Here is a 24,963-nt window from a genome sequence, read left to right on the forward strand (position 1 = left end):
ACCCATAAAAGATTTACTACCCATGCAGTACATTCCTAATATTCTATTTGCCATACTCTTAGTGGCGGGTATAGGCTATTTTGTTAAAAATGTTAGAAAACTTACTAGAAATATAAAGCTAGGAAAAGATATTGATCGAACCGATAATAAATCTGAGCGCTGGAAAAATATGGCGATGATTGCGTTAGGGCAATCAAAAATGGTACGCCGACCAATTGCAGGATTCTTACATATTATAGTCTATCTAGGATTTATCATTATAAATATAGAAGTACTCGAAATCGTTATTGACGGACTTACAGGAGAACACCGAATCTTTACAAAAGTATTGCCAGACAGTGTGTATGGTTTCCTTATTGGAAGTTTTGAAATACTAGCCGTAGCTGTTTTAGTAGCTGTAATTGTATTTTGGATTCGTAGAAACATCATCAAGCTAAAACGATTTTTAAGTTCAGAAATGAAAGGTTGGCCAAAAAGTGATGGAAATATCATTCTGTACTTTGAAGTGGTTTTAATGACCTTATTTTTGGTGATGAATGCTTCCGATCTTCACTTTCAACATGCAGGACACGGAAACGTAATCAGTCAATACATAGCACCTTTATTTGAAGGCGCTCCAGAAACAGCACATATTGTAGAAAGAGCTACGTGGTGGATTCACATTACAGGAATTTTAATATTCTTAAACTACCTATACTATTCAAAGCACTTACATATCCTATTGGCTTTCCCAAATACGTGGTATGCAAACTTAAATCCTAAAGGACAATTTACAAACGATCCTAATGTTACCAAAGAAGTAAAACTAATGATGGACCCAAATGCTGATCCGTTTGCCGCTCCAGCGGAAGGAGAAGACGAAGGCGAACCAGAAAAGTTTGGAGCTTCTGATGTAATGGATTTAAACTGGGTTCAATTAATGAACTCATACACCTGTACCGAATGTGGTCGTTGTACGAGTGAATGTCCAGCGAACTTGACAGGAAAAAAATTGTCTCCTCGTAAAATTATGATGGATACAAGAGATCGTTTGGAAGAAGTTGGTAAAAACATAGATGCTAACAAAGGAAAGTTTGTCGATGATGGCAAATCTTTACTAAACGATTATATCACTACAGAAGAATTGTGGGCATGTACTTCTTGTAATGCTTGTGTAGAAGCGTGTCCTGTAAACATTGATCCGTTGTCAATCATCATAGAAATGCGTCGTTACTTAGTTATGGAACAAAGTGCAGCGCCAATGGAATTGAACAATATGATGAGTAATATTGAAAACAATGGAGCGCCGTGGCCATACAATCAAATGGATAGGCTCAACTGGGCAAACGAAGACTAAAACAATACAAAATCTACAAAAAAAATAAAGACATGAAAGTACCAACAATGGAACAACTTATGGCAGAAGGTAAACAACCTGAAATATTATTTTGGGTAGGTTCTGCTGGAAGTTATGATGATAGAGCCAAAAAGATTACCAAAGCTTTTGTAAAGATTTTAAATAAAGCAAATGTAGATTTTGCGGTTTTAGGACCTGAAGAAAGCTGTACTGGAGATGTAGCAAAGCGCGCAGGAAATGAATTCTTATTTCAAATGCAAGCGATGATGAATATTGAAGTGCTTAATGCGTATGAAGTAAAACGCATTGTTACTTGCGATCCACATTCTTATAACTGTCTAAAAAATGAATATCCTTCTTTGGGAGGAAACTACGAAGTAGTACATCATACACAATTCATAAAAGAACTTATAGATAGCGGACGTATCGAAAGTGTAGGAGATGCTTATAAAGGAAAGCGTATTACATTTCATGATCCATGTTACTTAGGAAGAGCGAATAAAGTATACGATGCACCTCGTGAAGTATTAAACATTTTAAATGCAAACTTAGTAGAAATGAAACGCCACAAAGCAACAGCACTTTGTTGTGGAGCAGGAGGCGCACAAATGTTTAAAGAACCTGAAAAAGGAGATAAAGACATCAATGTATTACGTACGGAAGATGCTTTAAAAACAAATCCGGAAATTATTGCTACAGGTTGTCCATATTGTAATACTATGATGACCGATGGAATTAAAAGTAAAGAAAAAGAAGATAGTATTATTGTGCAAGATATAGCTGAGCTTATTGCAAATGCACAAAATTTATAATATCTCTCAAAAATAGTTAGAAGTACAATTAGGACTTTGTATGATCAATTCGTACCTATAATAGAACTCGTTATAAACTAAAAAACATGCTTGTAGAATTTGATAAAATTTCAGATACAGCCAGAGTTTGGATTTACCAAGCCAATCGATCATTTAGTGAAGTAGAGCTAGAGGAAATCAAAGCAAAACTTTCCACCTTTATTACGGAATGGACAGCACACGGAAGCGATTTAGAAGCTTCTTTTGAAATCAAATACAAACGTTTCATTATACTTGCAGTCGATCAAGACAAACAAATGGCAACAGGCTGTTCAATAGATGCGTCGGTACATTTTATTCAACAACTCGAAAAAGAATACAATGTTGATTTAATGGACAAAATGAATGTATCCTACAAACAAGGACAATACGTAGCTTATAAAGACTTAAAAGCGTTTCGTAAAATGGCAAAAGACAAAGCCGTTACAGGAAATACAATCGTGTTTAACAATCTGGTAGCTACCAAAGCTGAATTCTTAGAAAATTGGGAAGTTCCTGCTCGCGAAAGTTGGCATGGACGCTTTTTAAGCTAAAGCAGAACTATCATATAATATACAAAAGGTGCGTTTTTTAACGTGCCTTTCTTTTTTTGTAATAAAAAGATTATCAGTTGTTTGTAAAATATCTTCAAAAATATAACTGTCTATAATTTCTAGGGAAACACATACTTAATTTTAGGATACTCATAGTATGGCTAAACCATAAAATGCTGATTTTCAAATAGTTTATCTTTATGGGGAAAGAAATTTAAACAGAAAGTTAACTTTAGGGGAAATATAGTTTCTAACTTCACTATGGAAAATATAAAAGCCTTGTCCACAAAATTAGTAAAAGGTTTAGATGAATTTTATTTTACTTCAATATGTTTATAAGGAAGAAATTCCGAAGTATTTATTCAGTTAGTTGAATAAAAGTAGAAAGCCTTGTTTATAACGAACAGGGCTTTTTTTATCACCAAAAAGTGGGAATGAGAAAATTAGTATCAATAGTTTGAAAAAAACATAGAACTCTTTGTGAAACTCTTATATTTGTTTTTTATACTTACATTTTCCCTAAATAATTGTTTTTAAGTGTATAAGAATTTAAAATATTACCTAGGAATACTTGTTATTTCAACTATTTGCGGCGTTTTATTGCATGGCTTTTTGCTAAACTATGAAACTTTTGAGCAACAACAACACCATGCAAAGCTTGATAAAGCACATACAAATGCTATTATAAGCGCAAAAGCTGGAATAGAAGTGTATGCCTCGTTAGTTTCTTCATTAAAAAGTTATACCAAAAACAGCAAAGAATTCCCTACGGAGGTAGAATTGCAAAGATATCTGAACGATTTTTTAAAGGAAACTAAATTTAACGATTCTGTATTGGTCAACTTTATTGATACAAGTCATGTATTCAAATATGTAGTAACTCCCAAAAAAATAGATCCGAACAACCTAAAAGGACGTTCTGTAAAATCGATCAAATCTCAAGAAAGAGTAGACGAACTAAATGCGCTTATGAAAAGCAATACCATTCATCTATTCACGCCTATAAATTTACGAGAAGGTTGGGCAGGTTTTCCATTTAACTTTTCTGCGCGAAATCATCAAGATGAAGTAATAGGCTATATCACGCCGATATTGAATGTAAAATACTTATTAGATTATTTTTATGAAGGCAATGACAATGATACCTATGTGCATAAGTTTTTAGTGAATGATTCTTTAGATTTAACTCGCGAAGCCTTTTATAACGGATCAGAAATTTTCAATACCAACCGAGATAACGAATACTATAAAAAATTCAATGTAAAAGAAGAAGCATTCTTATATACGACCATTCAACTATTTGGATTAAAGCTAAAAGTTGGAAGTGCTTATAAAAATCCACCTATAATAAGTAAAAATATACGCTACATAGCCTATGCATGCTTTGCAGCAATGGTGTTTTTGATCTTCATAATACTGAATCAGTTCTTAAAAAATAAATCGTTAAATAACAATCTGCAAGATGCAAATGCAATCGTAGTTTCAAAAAACCAAGAACTAGAAAACAATCTCACCAATATTCAAACCTTAATCAAAGAAATACATCACAGAGTAAAGAACAACATGCAAATGATTTCGGGGATTCTAACCTTGCAAGAAGACGAATATGAAGATGAAAACATTATAAATGCACTTCGCGATAGTCAAAACAGAATCAATTCCATGTCGTTAGTGCATCAAAAACTATATGGAACACATACACTAAAAGATGTATCTACAAAAGAATATGTGACACAACTTATTGATTTTATTGAAGATACGGTAAGTCACCAATCTTTTGATCTTTCCAAAGAAATACACATAGACAATACACTTCTTTTTGACGGTGATACAACAGCAAATTTAGGATTAATTATCAATGAATTAACCACAAATTCATTCAAGTACGCTTTTGGGAAAAACAAGGAAAACAGTCTTTCAATCTCCATTACCAAAGAAGGCAATTACTATAAACTGGTATACAGTGATAGTGGTAGTGGACTGTCTGATGATTTTAATTTTGAAGCTACAACGTCTTTAGGAATGCAATTAATACAAGTGCTTACCGATCAATTGAGTGGTAAATTAAGCTACACAAGAGTTCCTAAAAATGCTTTTGAAATCTATTTTAAGCAGTTGGAAGTAAGTTTTACAACATAACAAACTGATTGCATCATGACATTAGTATCATGCGATCCCAATCCATATCAGCATTCGGCAATTTACTAAGCAAGGAAAGTCCCAAACCTGCATAACCTGTCAAAAAACCTGTCAAATCCTTTCGTGCATAACTTCCTGATCTCGTCAAATTCATTCTAATTTGTGGTGAACCTTTATCTAGTTGTTCCAAGGTTTTACGATACCAATAGTTGGCAGCAAACTTACAATCATCTATCTGTGTGGTAGTGTACAAACGTTGAAAAATATGTGCAGCACCACAAGTTCCATGACACAACCAAATATCGTTCATCATTGTGCTGTTCAAGTCTTTTCTATGTGTTGTATTAATCAGCATTTGTGTGACTTTATGTTGTAACTCATCATCTTTCAGAATTATGCTAGAATTGTATAAAACTGTCAAAATTCCTAAATCGCCATAACACCAAGCCAATCTGCAATTTCTATTTTCTTTGATGCCTCCTCCAATTCGGTCTGGAAAAAAACGACCTTCTGAAACAAAGTCTTTTTCATGTTCAAAGGTAAAATCAATAATGAATTTTAAAATAGTGGTACATTTTTCTGGATGAATTTGTTTGGCTATCAACTGATTTAAAATTGCAGCAAAACCAAACATTCCATGCGAAACTCCCAAATTAATACTGGGAAACTTATGACGAACATCTTTCTGTTTAAAGAATATTATAGGATCTTCTAAAGAGAAAATCTGCTTATATACATCATCAATAAATTGATACAGTAATGCATGGTCTGTACTTTTTTTACTGATTAGATACTGTAAAATTCCACAATAACCTATTAAATATTCATAATTGTAGTATGAGAGTTCTTTTTGAGCCGCTGCCATAAACTGCGAATCAAACTCAGGAGTGTCAAACGGATTTTCAATCTCAATAAATCGTTGAATATAACTAAAAAACCATCCCAAACCTGCCAATCCTGAGGAGTATGTATATCTTTCGGGCATACTTTTCTCTAAGGCATCATACAAAAGTTCTAAATAGAGTACAGCACTTTCATAATGACGTTCTTCTTGGGTTGCTTCGTGTAAATGAAAATAAAAAATAACAATACTAGGTAAGCCGCCATTAATCGTTACAAGTTCATTGCGATGCGATTTTATAAGGAAATCAATACTCTGTAAATGTTGATGAATTTTTTCTTCCATAGGTATAAAAGAGGCGATGTTGAAAATTAAACTTTTGTCGAGATAACTTGGTTTCATATAGAATTAAGAATACTATTCACTAGTAATTTCGAAGGCTTCAAAATCAATCTGCAATTTTTCTTTGATATAGCCAAACAGTTGTTGTACGGTGTTCTTTTGAGCACCTCTAGAAGTTTGGGTTATTCCTTGTTGAAAACTATTTATAAAAGCGGTATCTGGAAACTTAGGAATCATATACTTTTCTCTAAAGTTTGCATCATGCACATAACGTTCCATCTTAAAGAAAGGATACTGAAAAATACATTCTATATGTAACAGTTTTGCATACAAAATCAAAGCTTTTTCCAAAAACACATAAAATTCTTTTTGTGTATAAACTCCCAAACAATCTTGAAGCAAAGCATCTTTATATTTCCATAAAGTATATGCTTCCAATTGTAAGCTAACCAACGACTGCGGTATAAAAGGCAACTGCATTACCAAGTTTGCTTCTGCTTGCAAATGCTTCATTTCTCCTGTAGTATCATATAAAATAATTCCTTGCGAAAGCATACGTGCCTGAAATTTGGAATAGGAGCGTAGCTGTGAATAAAAATAGTCATACGCTTCTATCACTGAATATGCGGAATATGAAATATAAAAACCGTCACAAACTTCAACACCTTTATAATGCTTTTTTGAATGTGCATTCAAAATAATTTTAATGTCAATATCAGAAGTGTCTGAAAACTCTCCTGTAGCGTAACTGCCTACCAAGAATACACCTATAATCTCGGTATTTTCTTTTAGTGTTGACACATAGGATTCTAGGATAGATGTAATATTTGCAGGAATCATATTTTTAAGTATAAAACAAGACGCAATCAGAAATTACGTCTTGAATTTGGTTACAAATCATGCTATTTATGAACAAGGTCCCCACATGTCTCTATCCCCTGTGTGGCAATGTTCATTTCCACTACAATGACATTCAGAATACCAACAAGTTCCATCACAAGATGGTTCTACGGTGTCAGGAATACAATTGATTTCACAGGTTTCACATTGTGTGTTGTTGTCATTACCACCCACAATTTGTCGTCTAACATTTTTTGGTATTGTTAATGACGCAACTGATTTTTTGTTCAACATAAGTGAACGAGAAAACTTTTTTTTCATGGTACTTTTTTTAATGTTAATAATAGAACAAAGCAATTCATTAAAAACGGAATAAAAAACACATGCTTCCCGAAATTGAAGGATTTGGGTTACTCTAAAAAGATGAGTTATCTCAATGTATAATTGCAAAAAAGAAGTAAAAGCGATGATTCATAAAAGATGTTTTATGTTTTCGGAATTAACAGCCATACAAATAATGTTTTGTGAAAGTATTGTTAAATTTTAACATCGCTTTTTTGTGTGCGAGAAAGTCTGTACATTTAATCTATTATGTGAAAGAAGTACAAATGGCATCTTTTTTGTCATAGTTGTACTGTCAATGTTAGTGAATATACCCTATGAATAAATACAGCACGATACTACTAATAATAGTATTCATCTTTATAACTGGCGCACAACAATCGCCTTCCATCAATACAAAACAATTCAAAGCTCAAGAAAAATGGGTAGACAGTGTGTATACCAATATGACGCAAAAAGAACGTTTTGGTCAATTATTAACCATTCCTGTGTATTCCAATAAAAGTCTTGCTGACGATAATAGAGTCAAACTGCTCATGATGAAACATAAAATCGGCGGCGTTTTATTCATGGGCGGAAATCCAACACATCAAGTAGAGTTGACCAATCAGTTTCAAAAACTCTCCAAAGTTCCGCTACTCATTTCTATGGATGCTGAATGGGATTTTGGTAAAAAACTCGATTCCGCACATACAAATCCGTATAACTTATTACTAGGTGCCGTTGAAGATGACAAACTTATAGAACAAATAGGAAAGCGTGTAGGAGCGCATAGCAAACGTTTGGGCGTACATGTTGTTTTTGCACCTGTGCCAGTGGTTCAAACCGAAAACAATCGTACAATTATAGGAAATCGTTCTTATGGAGAAAATATCACACAGGTTAACAACAAAGTAGCAGCTTTTACCAAAGGCATCCAAAGCCAAGGAGTTATTGCTTGTGCAAAATATTTTCCAAGTGTAAGCAACAGTCTCGAAAATTTACAAGATCAATTGCCAGAGTTAATCCTTTCACTAGAAGAATTAGATAGCATACAATTGCCATCATTCAAAACCTTAATCAAAAATAAGATAGGTGCCATACAAACGGGACATATACAAGTGCCAAGTGTAACCTCTGTAGCAAGTTCTCCAGCGTCTTTATCGTATAATGTAGTGACTAAAAAACTCAAAAATGATTTAGGCTTTAAAGGATTAACCTTTTCAGAACCGCTCAATGACAAGCTATTGCGAAAAGGAAAAGAAGTTGGCGAAGTAGAATTGGCAGCTTTTATAGCGGGAAATGATGTATTACTGTTGCCAGAAGATGTGCCTGCTGTCCTCACAAAATTTGAAAAGGCCATGCAACTTGGCATGATCAAAGAAGCACGTGTTTCTCGTGCAGTAAAAAATATACTACGCACCAAATACAAGTTAGGTTTGGCTACGTTTGAACCGCTACAGGAAACGGCTGTAGTAGATGCTGTGCACAATATCAAAGACGATCTTTTGCATCACAAAGCAGTCAAGCAAGGAATTACGGCGGTAAAAGTTGATAATGCTATCCTTCCAATTAGAGATTTAACGCAACAAAAAATTGCCTACATCAAAATGGGCGATGCAGACGAGCGTGTATTTGTCAACACACTTCGTAAATATGCTGCTGTAGATGTGATCAAAGAAGAAAACTTAGCCACCTTAATTGAAAAATTATTAGGGTATTCCACGGTAATTGTCGGATTGCACACATCGGATGCAAGTCCAACGGAAGCGTATAATTTTACCGACAAAGAAATCGTTTGGTTGCAGCAACTAGCACGAACCAACAAAGTAATTCTCAATGTATTTGCAAGTCCGCACAGTCTGTCAAAAATAAAAAGCTTCACCAATATTGAAAACATCATTGTATCGTATCAAAACAGTACAATTTCTCAGGAAGTTTCAGCACAGATCATCTTTGGTGCTCAAAAAGCACAGGGAAAGTTACCTGTAAGCATAGGAGAAGAATTTCCGCTAGGAACAGGATTCGAAACCAAAACATTGGGACGTTTAGGGTACGATCTGCCAGAAACGGTTGGTGTCAACTCTAAAAAACTCCAACGTATCGATTCGCTTGCAGCATTGGTAGTTTCTGAAAAAATGGCGCCAGGTGTGCAATTGCTCATCGCCCGTAAGGGAAAAATCATTTACAACAAAAACTTTGGTTATCACACCTATCAAAAAAAGAAAAAAGTAACCGATCACGATTTATACGATGTGGCTTCCATGACAAAAATCTTAGCAACCTTGCCATTAATCATGCAATTGGAAGAAAACAAACAGCTTTCATTAAGTTCTAGACTAGGAAGTTTATTGCCAAAATTCAAAGGAACGAATAAAGAGAAGCTCAAAGTGGTCGAAATATTATCGCATTACGCACGCTTAAAACCATGGATTCCTTTCTATGTAAATACCTTAGATACGGTAACAAAGAAACCTGATGAAAAGTGGTATAGCGATAAAAAATCAAAAGCATACTCCATCAAAGTGGCAAAAGACTTATACATGAAGCCGGTATATAAAGATTCCATGATGCAGCGAATCATTGATAGCGATTTGCTAAAAAGAAAGCGATACCGATATAGCGATTTGCCATTTTATATCCTAAAAGACTATGTAGAAGCCACCTACAAAGCCAACTTAAACACGTTGACACAACAATACTTTTACAAATCTTTAGGTGCGCACAGAACTACGTACAATCCGTTAGAAAAATTTTCAAAAACGGTGATAGTTCCTTCTGAAAAAGACGACTATTACAGAAATCAAATATTGCAAGGATACGTGCATGACATGGGCGCAGCGATGCAAGGTGGAATAGGAGGACACGCCGGATTGTTTAGTACGGCAAATGATGTAGCCAAAATGATGCAAATGTATATGCAAGGCGGAAGTTACGGAGGTGTACAATATTTGAATGCGGCTACCATTGACAAGTTCAACAACTGCTACTACTGTCATAAAGACAATAGACGTGGTGTAGGATTTGACAAACCGCAATTGGGAGATGCAGGACCTACGTGTGGATGTGTTTCTATGAAGAGTTTTGGACATTCCGGATTCACAGGAACCTACACATGGGCAGATCCAGAGGAAGAAATCGTATATGTATTTCTATCCAACAGAACCTATCCGACAATGACCAACAGAAAACTAATAAAAACTGATATACGAACCAAAATTCAAAAGCTTATTTACGAAGCAATTGAAGAGTAAACTAACTAGATTTGAAAATAGCAATAGTATGTTATCCAACATTTGGAGGTAGTGGCGTAGTAGCGACTGAGTTAGGTATTGCCTTAGCCAACAGAGGACACGAAATACATTTTATTACATACAAACAGCCTGTTCGTTTGGCTTTATTAAGCGAAAACATTCACTTTCACGAAGTAAATGTACCCGAATATCCATTATTTCATTACCAACCGTATGAATTGGCCTTATCGAGTAAATTGGTAGACATGGTCAAATTGCATCATATTGATTTGTTACATGTACACTATGCCATTCCGCACGCTTATGCAGGATACATGGCTAAAAAGATGTTGGCAGAAGAAGGCATTACCATTCCGATGGTAACTACTTTGCACGGAACAGACATTACCTTAGTGGGAAGTCATCCATTTTACAAGCCAGCAGTAACATTCAGCATCAACAAATCGGATGTAGTGACTTCCGTTTCAGAAAGCTTAAAGCAAGATACCTTACGTTTGTTTGACATTAAAGGTGAAATTGATGTGGTGCCTAACTTTATCGATGTTTCTAAATACGATCATACTTTTACCGATTGCCAACGTTCGATGATGGCAACAGAAGATGAAAAAATTGTGACACACATTAGTAACTTCCGTAAGGTAAAGCGTATTGATGATGTAGTGAAGATATTCTATGAAATCCAAAAAGAAATTCCTGCCAAACTGATGATGGTTGGGGAAGGACCCGAAAGAGAACCTGCAGAACAACTGTGTGAAGAATTAGGAATTTCAAACAAAGTCATCTTCTTAGGCAACAGTAATGAAATTGATAAAATATTATGTTTCTCAGACTTATTCCTATTGCCATCAGAAACGGAAAGTTTCGGATTGGCGGCTTTAGAAGCTATGATTTCGGGAGTTCCTGTTATATCAAGTAATACAGGAGGAATTCCGGAAGTCAATGTAGATGGTGTTTCAGGATACTTAAGCAATGTTGGTGATATAAAAGACATGTCGCGCAACGCACTCAAAATCTTACAAGACGACCAAGAGCTCGAAAAATTCAAAGCAGCTGCCAAAGAACAAGCCTTGCAATTTGATATCAATAAAATTGTACCTGTGTATGAATTTATATATCAAAAGGCTTTTGAAATGGCTTAGTTAGACGCGCTTTACTTTTAGATTTTTAGACCGCTTTCGCTGTTAGATTGTTAGAATCGGCTTTGCCTTTTAGAATTTTGGACTGCTTTGCTTTTGGCTCGCTTTGCTTTTTGATCGCTTTGCTTTTTGATTGCTTTGCTTTTTGATCGCTTTGCTTTTTGATCGCTTTGCTTTTTGATCGCTTTGCTTTTTGATCGCTTTGCTTTTGGATCGCTTTGCTTTTGGATCGCTTTGCTTTTTGATCGCTTTGCTTTTTGATCGCTTTGCTTTTGGATTGCTTCGCTTTTGGATCGCTTTGCGTGCTTGATACCAGACTGTCATTCCTGCGGAGGCAGGAATCCAAATGTTTTTATTTAGATCAATAAAATTCACAAATAACCTTTGAAAGCAATTGTCAAATTAAAAAAGATTATTTCAACTGCACTCAATAGAATTATCAAGAAGTACTTTGAACATATAATTATACTAAGTGTATATAATATTAAAAACCTCAATCTTTATTTTAGCGATTGAGGTTATGTTTTTAATGTGTGTGACTTTTTTAGGTAAATAATTTACGTTTCCAATCATTATTACCAGAGTCGTACTCCATACGTTGCTTTTTTATATCTTTATTAGTTTCATTGTTCTTAATTGATTTATTTACCTGTTTTTTAAGTTTTTTATATGATATTTCAAGATTCGCTAAAATTGCTTTTGTAGCATAATAACTAAAAACTCCATAGTGTCCTGCTGCATAACCTCCATTCTTTTTAAAATGCCTTTCATGAGCTTTTTGAGAAACTCTCTTTTCAGCAGCTATTAAAGTTATATTCTCATAATGATTTACTGTTAGAGGGGGTGTTGAAGGAGCTATAATTTCATCGGGAATATTCGTATCTACTTGACCTCGAGAAGCCATTTCTGTTTTAGGCTCTTCTTTATAAATCATCATTTTTCCAGCATAAGTGAATAGCTTACTTTTATAACCATACGCTTCTATACAAGTTTTGATTTCTTGTGAAATTTCTTCTGTTTTTTCTTTACTCTTCAATAGTTTCGATGGAATGAGGATGCTTTCTGGAACCCTAGACAAATCTCTATTAATAATGTCTGCATTAACAGATACCAGTAAATTTCGAGAATGATTTCGCTGTTTAAATTCTAAGGTTGCCCTACCATCAACAATGGACGCTTGTATAGTATCTTTTTGCAAATCTAAACTAATATATTCTGCAAAGCCTCTTGAATAACAAGAATCTATAATGATAATAAGTTTTGCTTCTTTTTTTAAATTCTCAAGCTCTGCTAAAACTTGAAACTCAAAGATGCTGTTATTGTCTTTAAATAGTAAACCTTCAATTTCTACTCCTACATCATTCAAGCGTATGTTAACAGCATGACCAGAAAAGAAAATGATTCCAGTATCTCCGTCTTTTAGTTCAGTGATAAACTTTTTTAATAAATCGAACGCATCATCCCTTTCCATATCATGATGTATTTCTATAGAATCATCTGTACCAAGCATTAATTCGCTCAATGCATTTTTCCATATTTTGGTATCATTTATACAACCTCTTAATTGAGGTTTCACTGGATTGTCAAAATTTTGTACTGAAAATAGTAGTGCTTTTTTACTCATAATATTGTTTTTAAGTAAAACTACTTTTTCTATTTTTTGAATTAAATACCTAATAATAGGTATTATGTGATGCTTTAGATAAAGATAGATTTGTGTTATTACTAATTTTAAAACTCACAAGATGAACAAATTAAAAATTTCAGGCACAGTTTCTTTTCAAGAAGCATGTCAAGATCGGTGGCAAACAGTGTATTCCAGTTCTTTGTACGGAACCATGTTTACAATATTAGGTAAATTCAAATATGACAAAGAGAAAAAAACGCTTACCATTTGTAAACTACGTCTAGTAAACTACAAAGGCATGATAGATTTGGGAATGGAGAATGTTGAATATCAATTTGATAGAAAATGGGCTGAAGTATCTGAGAAGAATAGTACAGGAGGACTTGATGAAAAATTAATTCGTGTAATCTCAATAAATGTGCAAGTACGTGGACTTATACCTAATGTTGAGAAGACTCTTGAAGGAGAATATGTTCTAACTGATTGCGATTTAAAAAATGATGTGTATCTTGAGATAGATAGATTTTTACTCGAATTAAATGATGGAGGCGGACATAAAGAAAAAGGTGTTTTTGATACAGAGTTTTATTATAGAGATGGAGATCGTACACCTGAAGCTTTTGATACAGACTATAGACAAGCTGTAGGTTTGAACCCTACTGTAGAAGCAAGATGTGTAACGGAGCGTATAGAAGGAGAAGAAGTTAATAGAATAGAAAGAAGCAACATTATTGAAACACAAAATGAGAGTATAGCAGACAGATCCCCAGGAGCCGTATGCCCAAAAGGATACAGTAAAATTATATTTTAATGCATAAAACCCTATTATTTCTTGTATTGTTAGGTTTTGTAAACCTAGCAAAAGGTCAAGACGAAAAAATATTGGAGACATACGTCGATGAAATTCTAAACTTAGAATACAAGTCGGCGTATGCTTTTGCGTCAAATATTAGCGATTCCTTGCTAAGAAAAGAGTTAAAAACATTAGCGAATTTACATTATTATGCAGGGCAGGAGAATAATCGTCAAGAATATACCATAAAAATTCAGAAAGAGTCTACCATTCAATACTGTATGGCTTTACTAAATGATGGATTTGATAAACTATACCATAACCCAAATAAAGTAGATAATTTTCGTTCTTTTTATGATGCTTATATCATTGCTAAAGAATTGCAAATAGTTCCTCTTCAAAAAATGTGTTTGCATGGGATTTTAGAATTTTATCATTTTCAATATTCTTTGACACATGAACAATATAAAGACTATTTAGATGATTTTGGCAAGCTAGCACAATCAGATATCGAAAAATGTAGGTATTTATGGTATCAAATATATTTCACTTTTGAGGATGTAAAACAAGACAGACGAATAGATCATACGTTGATAATTGATTTTGATAATGTTGTTGATAAACTTCCCAAGAACCATAAATTTCTACCTGAATATCATTCTTTAAAGGCTATCTATTTTAAAATAGAAAAGCTGTATGAGAAATCAAGGGAGAATCATATAAAGGTTATTAAGAATGTAGAGAAATTACCTCATAATAAATATTTATTCTTTAGAAGCTATATTAATTTGGCGGCGATTGCGACACATAATAAGAATTATTTGCAAGGTTTAGAATATATAGAAAAAGCTAAGGCTTATATTGATTATTCTGACACCTTAAAAAGTGATGCACAAATAAAAAGATATAGCTCAAGTCTTTATGCCAGTATAGGAGAATTTGAAAAAGCCTATAATAACTTGAAATCATCTGTAGAAATATTAGATAGTACTCGACATTATGATAATAATTTAAAAAATGCTACTCTTAATATAGAACTGAATACTGCTGAAAAAGAAAAAGAGATTTTTTTAAAATCAAAAGAAATAAAGGATAAGATAATTGCCATAATTATTTTGGTTGCATTAGTTATTCTAGGAAGTATCATCGTCTTATTATACTATCGTAACACTAAACGAAAACAACGCATCATCGCGCAGCAATTAGAGATAGAAGGGCAAAAGCTTGAAAAGGTTGAAAAAGAACAAGAACTCGCCGCTATTGATGCTATGATTTTGGGACAAGAAAAAGAACGTGAAGCCATTGCAAGTGATTTACACGACAATGTCTGCGCTTTACTCTCTGCTGCAAAAATGCAATTTGAACACCTTACAGAACGCGTAGAAAGTAAAGAACGACAAAAAGTAGAGGAGCTATTTGATAAAACTAAAAATCTATTAGACAATGCCTATGATGAAGTCCACTCAATGGCATACCAAAAAAATAGTGGAATTATGGCAAAAAAAGCCTTATTGCCAGCTATTGAAAATCTTATAAAAAACAACAATGGAATCAATGGTATCAATATTGAACTGCAACACTTCGGATTGGATCAACGCTTAGAAAGTTCTAAAGAAATCTTTATTTTCAGAATCATACAAGAGTTAATCGCTAATATTGTCAAACATGCCAAAGCCACAGAAGCAAACATTTCTATAACACTGCATAAAACTACAATATCTATCATTGTAGAAGACAACGGAGTTGGTATTTCTGAAGAAGTATTGCTAAAAAACAAAGGACTAGGCATCAGAAATATCAAAAAGCGCATTCAATCCATTAATGGAACTATTGATTTTGATAGCTATACCAACAAAGGCACATCTGTAGTGATCGAAATTCCTAAGTAAGTTCAAAAGTACCAAGACAAAGCATTTCAAAATAGTTCAATATAAACATGTCTAAAAGCAACGCACGTCTAAAAATCTAAGAGGCGAAGCCAATACTAATAATCTAAAAGCACAGCGCGTCTAAAAGTAAAACATGTCTAAAAGCAAAGCACATCTAAAAATCTAAAAAGCAACGCAAGTCTAAGAAGTCTAACAATCTAAGAAATCTAACACCAGTCTAATCCTCTAAAACAAGCGACTCCGAATTAATACAAAAACGTAAACCGCTAGGTTCTGGACCATCAGGAAAAACATGACCCAAATGCGCATCGCAGGTACTACAAGTAACTTCTACGCGAACCATACCATGCGAACTATCTCTAATATAATCGATCACATTATCTTTTATAGGTTCTGTAAAACTTGGCCAGCCGCTACTAGAAGTAAACTTCAAATTAGAATCAAACAAAGGAGTTCCACAACATACACAATTATACACACCAGGATCGTAACGACTACAATGTTCGCCAGAAAAAGGACGTTCGGTACCTTTTAGGCGTGTAATGCGGTATTGTTCGGGAGTTAACTGTGCTATCCATTCCGCTTCCGTTTTCTCCACACGCGTATCGGGTTTCTTATTTCCGCGTGTAGCGTGATGAATGATGTCTTTCCAAGTAAGCATATTTCTTTTTCTTTTCTACAAAGATACGGATTTATTGGATGTTGGGTCTTGGGTCTTGGGTTGTAACAAATTCTAAAAAAACATACCAATAACGCAAGTGACGTAAAGATGCGTCATTTGCTTTTCAGTGAAAAACTTTATAAGCGTCAAAGTTTGAAAGCTAATAGAAAGTATTTTTACAAGAGTTAAAAAGGCAAAGCCGAGTCTAAACAAAGCAAATCTAAAATACTAACAGGCGTAGCCAATACTAACATCCCAAAAGCGCAGCGCGTCTAAAAGTAAAACGTGTCTAAAAGCAAAGCACGTCTAAAAGTAAAACGCGTCTAAAAGCAAAGCACGTCTAAAAATCTAAGAGGCAAAGCCGATACTAACAATCTAAAAGCACAGCGCCTCTACCAAAAACAATTAACAAGGATTTAAATACAAACCCATTGCAGAGTTAAAAACAAAATAGTACATTTGATAGAAATAAATAAAAACCGAAATACATGGAACAATACAGACCAGCACTACCTGTAAGTGCCCTAGCCGAAGACAAAAAAGTAGCCTTTTACAAAAAAACATATACCTATTTAGCCTTTTCAGTACTACTATTCGTAGTTGTTGAATATCTATTTTTACAAGTAGATTTTATTGTAGATATAGGAATGAGTATGATTCAAGGATGGACTTGGTTAATCGTCTTAGGAGGATTTATGTTCGTTACCAATTATGCAGAGCGAATGGCAATGAGAAGTAAAGATAAAACCATGCATCATGCAGCATTGTTCTTATATGTAATTGCAGAAGCATTCATCTTTGTACCGCTTATTTTTATAGCAACGCAAGTTGGTGCTATGGAAGGAACCAACGTATTAACACAAGCGGCTATTGTAACTTTAGCTTTATTCACAGGGTTATCTGCAGTGGTATTAATGACGAAAAAAGATTTCTCTTTCTTACGTTCTATTCTAACCATTGGAAGTTTTATCGCATTAGGACTCATCGTAGCAGGAACATTTTTTGGAGGTTTCCAATTAGGATTATGGTTTAGTGTAGGAATGGTTGCTTTAGCAGCAGGTTCTATCTTATACCAAACTTCAAACATGGTTCATAAATACGAAGAAGAGCAATATGTAGCGGCTTCATTAGGATTATTTGCTTCGTTAATGTTACTATTCTGGTACATTATTAGCATCTTCTTAAGTGAATAGTAAAAACATATTCTATACAATATAACAAACCGCTTTGCAGCAATGTGAGGCGGTTTTTTTGTACACTGAACATTTCGGCATGACTCAATGTAAACTTGCCAGTGTGTTACATTGAGCGTAGTCGAAGTGTACACTAAACACTCCACTACAGCTCAGTATGTTTAACAAGGATTATACACCAAATCAAGACTCAAATAGGTACTGCTTTTTTGCAGTCGATGTTCAGAATACACATCACCATTAGAATGATCATAACGTCCCCAAATCTTTGTCTTTATTTTAATCTTTGTATTGGCATGTGTTGATTGCGCCGTTCCTTCTTTATGTGTTTTTTGTACACAATTATTATCTCTAAACTTCCCAGAAACATACACTTTTAAATACGGTTTATGGCTACGTCTATTAGCACGCACCCATGAAGAACCATCCTTTTTATAAGCATCAGATCTACCTTCAATTCTGTTAGCACCAAAAAATCCATTTGATACAGTCAATTGACCAACTAATAACCATTCGCTATTACTTGCAGAGTCTGTCACGGTACCATTGGCATCACTACATGCGTCGGCTACAATGACCGTTATTGGATCGGACATCACTTGATAATCACCATTTAGGTCATAAAACCCAATAGTAACGGTTGCAGTATAAGTTCCCATGCTTGTATATGTATGCCAAATAAGTTGACCGCTATACGTGCTATAATTGCTAACAGTAGGAGTAGAGCCGTCTCCCCAATCAATAGTGATATTCGCAAATTCATAGGTATATTCTAAAGAACTTGTAGTATTGTCTTCTTCATCCAATATATTTTCTATCAAGGTCATTCCAAGTGCTTTTTCATACACATCGCAGTTTTTATTTTCTAATATTGGGGTAGAATCATACGATAAGTTCATATCTACCTGTAAATGCATCTTAGTTCCCATCTCCATAGTATCTGAAATAATTCTGATTTCTTGATATTCCCCCGTAAGTAATACAGCGGGAATTGTATTAGTTCCTTTAGGTAAATTTTTAATATCATCAATAATATCTTGTCGGTTCTTAGGAACCTCAATCACAATGTCTTTTGAGTGATATATATATACCTTATTCCCAATACCCAATTCATGATCGCTATTAAAATACGATTGCTCCATGCCTCTAATAACAGTACTTTCCAAAATGTTCAAAATTTCTTGCTTTGAATATCCTCTACGATCCCAATCATATTGCTGATTGTATCGTTTTCTAAAAGATGTAAAGCCTCCAAACTGAGCTTCAAACTGATCCAGAATAGCATCCACTGTAGTATTCGCTTGGCTGTTGATAGCCTCTTCTTGTTTCGAATGGATCATCTCGTTCAAAAACTCATAATACTGATCAATATGTGAACGATCGTTAAAAAACAAAATCCCGTTCTCTACAGAGGGCATCTGTGCGTTTGCTGATTGATTTTTTAAGGCAACTGCTGCATTGTCTTCTCGTTGTACCTCGTCATCGTGGGTACAAGAAGCAAATAATACAAGCATGATAGCAACTAGGTTTACTTTTAAATTTTTCATGATTTTTTAAATTAATTAGTCCTTACTCTAGGTTTTTTAAATTGACTTTTCAGGTTTCCGCCAATAGATTCATCTATAGCTATGGGTAGCAATAATGAAAACATTACCCACTTTTTTCGTGTATATTTTCTCATCTTGAAAATCAGTAGCCTAAGAAACGTCACTGCGAGGAGTTAGCGAGGTGGCAGTCTGTTTATAATAAACGGAATTATCATTAGAAGAAACAGATTGCTTCACTACGTTCGCAATGACGCATCATACAATTTAAAAATGATATATCAGAAACGTCACTGCGAGGAAGTATGACGTGGCAGTCTGTTTGTAGAATAACGTAATTGTTCTTTGAAGTCACAGATTGCTTCACTGCGTTCGCAATGACGAATCATAGAATTTTCAAAATGACATTTCAGAAACGTCACTGCGAGGAAGTATGACGCGGCAGTCTGTTTATCGTAGAACGTTTTGTTATTTGAAATCACAGATTACTTCACTACGTTCGCAATGACGAATCAAAGTTTTCAAATGAATACTTCGGTAAACTCAGCATAAACAAATCAACAAATAGACAAATAAGAAGTTTACATGTTTATAAGTTTAAGAGTTTAGTCTTTGAAACAAAGAATAGCGTATCATATTATGAACAACCAAATTCGAGTAAATCTCACAAGAGTGCTCAAAAAAACATTCGTGAATTCGTGACAAAAACTAATGAAATGTAAAGGCAATGGGTTTTGGGAATTAGGGATTAGTGCTATTTCAAACGAAACACAATTTAAAAAAGATACAAATCAACAAATAAGAAGTTTACATGTTTATAAGTTTAAGAGTTTAGTCTTTGAAATAAAGAATAGTTTATCATATTACCAACACCCAACACCCAACACCCAACACCCAACACCCAACACCCAACACCCAACACCCAAATTCCCTTAACATAAAATTAAACCTCCAAATCTTACATTTCCACCCAAAATTTAACGCTTATTTTAAAAATACGACGCTTACAAAGTTATTTAGGATTTTTAAAGAGGTAGTTATACATTTCTGCTATTATTAACATTAAAACCATATAAATTATGTCGGTAAAATTTAAAGTAATTCAAAAGAAAAACCCGCAAGATTTAGCAGCAGCTCCAAAGAGTTATGCACTTGCGGTAAGTGACGGAACGGTAGACATTGATAGACTATCTGTATTGGTAGGAGACGGTTCAACCGTACGCCAAAATGATATCTATGCAGTGATTATTGGCTTGGTCAATGTTATCCAAGGTGAATTAAGCGAGGGTAGAAGCGTTAACTTAGGAAAACTAGGAACCTTTTCCATTGGTATTAGCAGCAATCCTTCTGATACTCCTGAAGAAGTAGGAGCAAGCAACATAAAAAGTGCCAAAGTCAACTATCGTCCAGGGAAGGAACTAAAGGATATGCTTAAAATATTATCCTATACCAAAGTCACTTCGTAAGGGGTTTTAGGTTAATTGCTTAAATGGTTGAAAATGAGTGGTTAGTAGGTTTTTAAAACTTGCTAACCAACTCGCTAAAAAAAGCAGCGGAGGTTTTACCAAAAACCTCCGCTGCTTTTGATTAAAACCTCCTGTGGTTTTGAGTAAAACCTAAGGAGGTTTTTTTGGAATATGGTTTTCGTAAAGTGTGTAATTAATAAAGAAAAATAAATTTAATAAGTAAAACCTATATTTTATGATGACTAAATTATTAATATGTACGATTTTTATGATGATTAGCAGAGTTTTCCTAACTTTAACAAATAGTAGTATAATTGATACGATTTAATACATGACGAAAAATGTTTCTCCTTTTTCATTTCTGAATGATGAATATAAAACACTTTTAAAAACAATTACATTGGCTGAAAAGCTTATATATATTGACCCTAGCTCATCATTAATAAAATCACGTTTATTTACAGATACACTAATAAAACTTATTTACGAATTTGAAGCGTTGACAGATTTTGATGTAAGTCACATTGAAAGAATTAAGAAATTAAAATATAATGGATTGCTACCAGATGTAATCAATGACTTATTACATACAATTCGAAAATCGAGAAACAATGTTACTCACAAAGGAGAAAGTTCTTTTCGAGAAGCACATTTTATATTAAAAAAGTGTTTTTTATTAGCAAAATGGTTTTATGAAACATACGAGAATACGTATTTAGGAAATATAAACTATATACTTCCTGAAAAAGAACAAAATATAAAAGTAACTTCTTTAGAGTCACAACTTGAAAAGTTGCAAAATGAAGTTAAAGATTACAAAACAAAAATAGCAGCATTACATTGCTCTCCTAAAGTAAAGAAAGAGAGAGTAGCACGAGCTGTAAGAAATGCAAAGAACTTTCACTTAAATGAAAAAGAAACTAGAATTTTATTTATTGATTCACAATTACGTAAAGCAGGTTGGGAAGTAGATACAGAACAACTTAATTATAAAACACATAAAACATTACCAAAGAAAGGTAAGAATATGGCAATAGCAGAATGGTATTGTGATGGTAAATGGGCAGACTATGCCTTATTCATAGGTACTAGTTTGTATGGAATAGTTGAAGCCAAAAAATATGCAACAGATATATCTGCCGATTTGCGCCAATCTGTTATGTATGCAACTAAAGTAAAAGAAAGCGAACAATGTAAATTGTTAGGAGATTGGGATAAATATCGTGTGCCTTTTATATTTTCTTCTAATGGACGTCCTTACTTAGAACAAATTAAAACAAAAAGTGGTATATGGTTTTTAGATGTTAGAAGCAGAACCAATATAGCTAAGGCTTTACAAGGTTGGATATCTCCAAAAGGGTTAGAAGAATTATATGATAGAGACATTACGAAAGCTAATGAAACACTAAATCTTGATGATTACGAATATTTACAACAAACTAATGGGCTTGGACTCCGTTATTATCAAATAGAAGCAATTAAGGCGATTGAAGATAAAGTAATTCATCAAATAAACGAATCCAAAGCATTGCTTGTGATGGCAACAGGAACAGGAAAGACAAGAACTGTAATTGGTTTGGCATATCGCTTTATAAAATCTAATAGATTTAAACGTATTTTATTTTTAACGGATAGAAATTTATTGGCGTCTCAGGCGTTAGGTAATTTTAATGATAATCGAATAGAATCTTTACTGTCATTCGGTGATGTATATAAATTTGAAAATACCAACATTATTTTTCCTGATGATGAAACACGACTACATTTTGCTACGGTACAAAGCATGGTAAAGCGAATTTTTCATAATGAAGAACATGTGCTTACTGTGGATACGTATGATTGCATTATTGTTGATGAAGCACATAGAGGTTATACCTTAGATAGAGAATTAGATGAAGAAGAGCTTACTTTTAAAAATGAACAGGAATATCAAAGCCAATACCGTAAAGTAATTGATTATTTCAATGCATACTGTATAGGACTTACTGCAACACCAGCTTTGCATACAAGTGAAATATTTGGAGCACCTACATATCAATACTCATACAGACAAGCAGTTATAGATGGATATTTAGTAGATCATGAACCTCCATACAATATCAAAACAAAGTTAAGCGAAGAGGGAATTATATGGCAAGAAGGAGAAAAGCCTAAAATATACAACCCTGATACAAATACAATTGAAGAGTTAGCTGTGCTAGAAGATGAATTAAAAATAGAAATAGAACAATTCAATAAATTAGTCATTACGAAGTCTTTTAATAAAACGGTAGCAAAGTATTTGGTAGATGAAATAAATCCTTACGGAGATGAAAAAACATTAATTTTTGCGACTAGAGACGATCATGCTGATATGATTGTTAGAGCATTAACAGAAGCTTATAATGCTATAGGTGTTGAGATACAACAGGGAATGATTGAAAAAATTACAGGAAAAGCGCATAATCCCAAAGAACTGACAACCTTATATAAAAATGAACAATTTCCCAATATTGCTGTTACTGTTGATTTATTAACTACAGGCATTGATGTTCCAAGAATTACAAATTTGGTATTCTTACGAAGAGTCCGTTCTCGTATATTATTTGAGCAGATGTTAGGTAGAGCTACACGATTGTGCGATGAAATTGGAAAAGAAGTTTTTAGAATATATGATGCCGTTCGCGTATATGAAGCGTTGAGCGATTACACACAAATGAAAACAGTAGCAAACCCTAAAGCTACATTCACACAATTATCTGAAGAATTTTCTAGAATTAAAGAAGAGGCTCGATTCATACAACAAGTACAGCAAATAATTGTAAAACTGCAACGTAAAAGGCATACGCTAGATGTAGAAGAATTAGAGAATTTTGAATACTATACAGAAGGACAAGCTCTAGACGACTTTATAATTTATTTAAAAAGTATAACAGCTTATGAGTTGCCAAACACAATTCCTAACTACCAAAAATTGTGGAATTTCTTAGATAAATTGAAAGCTAAGCCAAAAAAACGATTACTTAGTGAGCATACAGATGAATTACTAGGAGTTACTAGAGGATATGGAAAAGCTGAAGCCCCAGAAGATTATATTGAAAGTTTTAAAAAATTTATACTTGAAAATAGAAACAAAATAGCAGCTTTAAAAATAATTTGTACTAAACCAAAATCTTTAAACCGCGAAGCCTTAAAAGAATTACGATTGCTGTTAAGCGAAGAAGGTTTTTCTGCCACACAACTCAATACGGCATGGAAAAATGCTAAAAATGAAGACATTGCGGCTGACATTATTTCATATATACGTACTATGGCATTAGATGTGACATTGATAAATCATCAAGAACGTGTCAGAAATGCCATTCAGAAAATAAAGGCAAACCATTCTTTTAACAAGATTCAATTGGATTGGTTGCATCGTTTTCAGTTACAATTAGAAAAAGAATACATACTACAAAAAGAAGACCTTAATAAAGAACCTTTTAAGAGCGATGGCGGATATGTTCGATTAAATAAAATATTTAAAAACCAACTGGATGTAATTATTGAGGAACTCAATACTAATTTATATTCGGACATAGCTTAAAATTTATGAGTAATAACAAAAAAAAGATTGAACAACAATCTAGCGAAGGTGGAGGAGGTGGATTTTTCACCTTTTTATTAGGAATGATTGCCGCAGGAGGAACAGCATTAGCTGTATCTGAAAGAGGAAAGAGAAAAGTAGCTGTAGCAAAAAATAAGAAACTGCAACAGCAAAACAAAGAATTAGGTAAAAATAATTTAAAACTGATCTCAGAAAATATTAAAAGAGAAAAGGGCATTACAGAAGAAGTAAAAGAACAATTAAAGAATCTTCAAAAAAACTTTGCAACCCTAAGTCCGCCTGTCGCAAAAGAGTTAGATGCGGTAGTGGTACTTTTAGAAAACAATCAAGAATCTACTGCTATTGGAAAGCTTACGAAGGTAATTGAAAACTTATTAGCAGAAAAACTAATAAAAGAAGGCGAAATAAAAAAGAAGCCAACGTTGTTTAAAATGTTAGAGAAAGCCTTCAATCTCAACTGGATAAATAAACATGAATATGGTTTTGCCAATCATTTGAAAGAGTACAGAAACAAAGAAGCGCACGAATTGTCAGTAGAAATACCAAAGAATAAAAAAATCGTCTTATTTTTAACGGCTATTGACTTAATTCACACCCTAGAAAAATAACCT

General features: G+C 33.8%; 19 protein-coding genes. 12 read left to right on the forward strand and 7 right to left on the reverse strand.

Annotation, left to right across the window (positions count from 1 at the left end; translation table 11 throughout):
• Positions 1-22 precede the first annotated feature (22 nt).
• The 4 genes from Q0845_RS24925 (at position 23) to Q0845_RS24940 (ending at position 4,859) form a co-directional block, all read left to right on the forward strand.
• Positions 23-1,336 carry a 4Fe-4S dicluster domain-containing protein gene (locus Q0845_RS24925; RefSeq protein WP_298519804.1) on the forward strand — a complete coding sequence of 438 codons (1,314 nt, stop codon included), beginning with the start codon at positions 23-25 and terminating at the stop codon, positions 1,334-1,336.
• Between the two features lie 32 nt (positions 1,337-1,368).
• Positions 1,369-2,148: a (Fe-S)-binding protein gene (locus Q0845_RS24930; RefSeq protein WP_298519807.1), complete on the forward strand. Its 780-nt coding sequence runs from the start codon at positions 1,369-1,371 to the stop codon at positions 2,146-2,148.
• A gap of 86 nt (positions 2,149-2,234) precedes the next feature.
• Positions 2,235-2,720, forward strand: coding sequence for an ABC transporter ATPase (locus Q0845_RS24935; protein ID WP_298519810.1), 486 nt, complete (start codon positions 2,235-2,237; stop codon positions 2,718-2,720).
• Positions 2,721-3,257: 537 nt separating this feature from the next.
• A complete protein-coding gene (locus tag Q0845_RS24940) occupies positions 3,258-4,859 on the forward strand; it encodes a sensor histidine kinase (RefSeq protein ID WP_298519813.1) in 1,602 nt (533 codons plus the stop codon).
• Positions 4,860-4,872: 13 nt separating this feature from the next.
• On the opposite strand, the gene Q0845_RS24945 is transcribed toward Q0845_RS24940, so the two are convergent.
• From Q0845_RS24945 to Q0845_RS24955, 3 genes are all read right to left on the reverse strand, one after another.
• Positions 4,873-6,045, reverse strand: coding sequence for a lanthionine synthetase LanC family protein (locus tag Q0845_RS24945; RefSeq protein ID WP_298519816.1), 1,173 nt, complete (start codon positions 6,043-6,045; stop codon positions 4,873-4,875).
• A gap of 72 nt (positions 6,046-6,117) precedes the next feature.
• On the reverse strand, positions 6,118-6,882 hold the full coding sequence (locus Q0845_RS24950; RefSeq protein ID WP_298519819.1) for a nucleotidyltransferase domain-containing protein: 765 nt from the start codon (positions 6,880-6,882) through the stop codon (positions 6,118-6,120).
• Positions 6,883-6,948: 66 nt separating this feature from the next.
• The gene (locus Q0845_RS24955) at positions 6,949-7,203 is read right to left on the reverse strand and encodes a hypothetical protein (RefSeq protein WP_298519823.1); all 255 of its coding nucleotides are present in this window, start codon (positions 7,201-7,203) and stop codon (positions 6,949-6,951) included.
• Positions 7,204-7,541: 338 nt separating this feature from the next.
• On the opposite strand from Q0845_RS24955, the gene Q0845_RS24960 reads away from it, so the two are divergent.
• Positions 7,542-10,457: a glycoside hydrolase family 3 N-terminal domain-containing protein gene (locus Q0845_RS24960; RefSeq protein WP_298519826.1), complete on the forward strand. Its 2,916-nt coding sequence runs from the start codon at positions 7,542-7,544 to the stop codon at positions 10,455-10,457.
• An 11-nt stretch (positions 10,458-10,468) separates the two neighbouring features.
• Positions 10,469-11,596 (forward strand): N-acetyl-alpha-D-glucosaminyl L-malate synthase BshA, encoded by a 1,128-nt coding sequence (gene bshA / locus Q0845_RS24965; RefSeq protein WP_298519829.1) that lies wholly within the window; start codon positions 10,469-10,471, stop codon positions 11,594-11,596.
• Positions 11,597-11,665: 69 nt separating this feature from the next.
• Here bshA and Q0845_RS24970 read toward each other — a convergent pair whose 3' ends face one another.
• Positions 11,666-11,968 carry a hypothetical protein gene (locus Q0845_RS24970; protein WP_298519832.1) on the reverse strand — a complete coding sequence of 101 codons (303 nt, stop codon included), beginning with the start codon at positions 11,966-11,968 and terminating at the stop codon, positions 11,666-11,668.
• Between the two features lie 169 nt (positions 11,969-12,137).
• Entirely contained in the window at positions 12,138-13,217 is a 1,080-nt protein-coding gene (locus Q0845_RS24975; protein ID WP_298519835.1) for a caspase family protein, read from the reverse strand.
• Positions 13,218-13,338: 121 nt separating this feature from the next.
• Between Q0845_RS24975 and Q0845_RS24980 the strand changes: the two genes are divergently transcribed.
• Both Q0845_RS24980 and Q0845_RS24985 read left to right on the forward strand, forming a co-directional pair.
• On the forward strand, positions 13,339-14,031 hold the full coding sequence (locus Q0845_RS24980) for a hypothetical protein (protein ID WP_298519838.1): 693 nt from the start codon (positions 13,339-13,341) through the stop codon (positions 14,029-14,031).
• Positions 14,031-15,902 (forward strand): sensor histidine kinase, encoded by a 1,872-nt coding sequence (locus Q0845_RS24985; protein WP_298519842.1) that lies wholly within the window; start codon positions 14,031-14,033, stop codon positions 15,900-15,902. The genes Q0845_RS24980 and Q0845_RS24985 overlap by 1 nt, the downstream gene beginning before the upstream one ends.
• Positions 15,903-16,119: 217 nt before the next feature.
• Here Q0845_RS24985 and msrB read toward each other — a convergent pair whose 3' ends face one another.
• Positions 16,120-16,563, reverse strand: a complete 444-nt coding sequence (msrB, locus tag Q0845_RS24990; protein ID WP_298519845.1) for a peptide-methionine (R)-S-oxide reductase MsrB — start codon at positions 16,561-16,563, stop codon at positions 16,120-16,122.
• Positions 16,564-17,051: 488 nt separating this feature from the next.
• On the opposite strand from msrB, the gene Q0845_RS24995 reads away from it, so the two are divergent.
• On the forward strand, positions 17,052-17,756 hold the full coding sequence (locus Q0845_RS24995; RefSeq protein ID WP_298519847.1) for a Bax inhibitor-1 family protein: 705 nt from the start codon (positions 17,052-17,054) through the stop codon (positions 17,754-17,756).
• Between the two features lie 161 nt (positions 17,757-17,917).
• On the opposite strand, the gene Q0845_RS25000 is transcribed toward Q0845_RS24995, so the two are convergent.
• Positions 17,918-19,303, reverse strand: a complete 1,386-nt coding sequence (locus tag Q0845_RS25000; protein WP_298519850.1) for a hypothetical protein — start codon at positions 19,301-19,303, stop codon at positions 17,918-17,920.
• Between the two features lie 1,076 nt (positions 19,304-20,379).
• Here Q0845_RS25000 and Q0845_RS25005 point away from each other — a divergent pair.
• The 3 genes from Q0845_RS25005 (at position 20,380) to Q0845_RS25015 (ending at position 24,960) form a co-directional block, all read left to right on the forward strand.
• A complete protein-coding gene (locus Q0845_RS25005) occupies positions 20,380-20,766 on the forward strand; it encodes an HU family DNA-binding protein (RefSeq protein ID WP_298519853.1) in 387 nt (128 codons plus the stop codon).
• Positions 20,767-21,097: 331 nt separating this feature from the next.
• Positions 21,098-24,331, forward strand: a complete 3,234-nt coding sequence (gene hsdR / locus Q0845_RS25010) for a type I restriction-modification system endonuclease (RefSeq protein ID WP_298519856.1) — start codon at positions 21,098-21,100, stop codon at positions 24,329-24,331.
• 5 nt (positions 24,332-24,336) lie between these two features.
• Positions 24,337-24,960 (forward strand): hypothetical protein, encoded by a 624-nt coding sequence (locus Q0845_RS25015; RefSeq protein ID WP_298519859.1) that lies wholly within the window; start codon positions 24,337-24,339, stop codon positions 24,958-24,960.
• Positions 24,961-24,963: the final 3 nt, after the last annotated feature.

The organism is uncultured Kordia sp. (genome assembly GCF_947489565.1).
GTDB lineage: Bacteria > Bacteroidota > Bacteroidia > Flavobacteriales > Flavobacteriaceae > Kordia.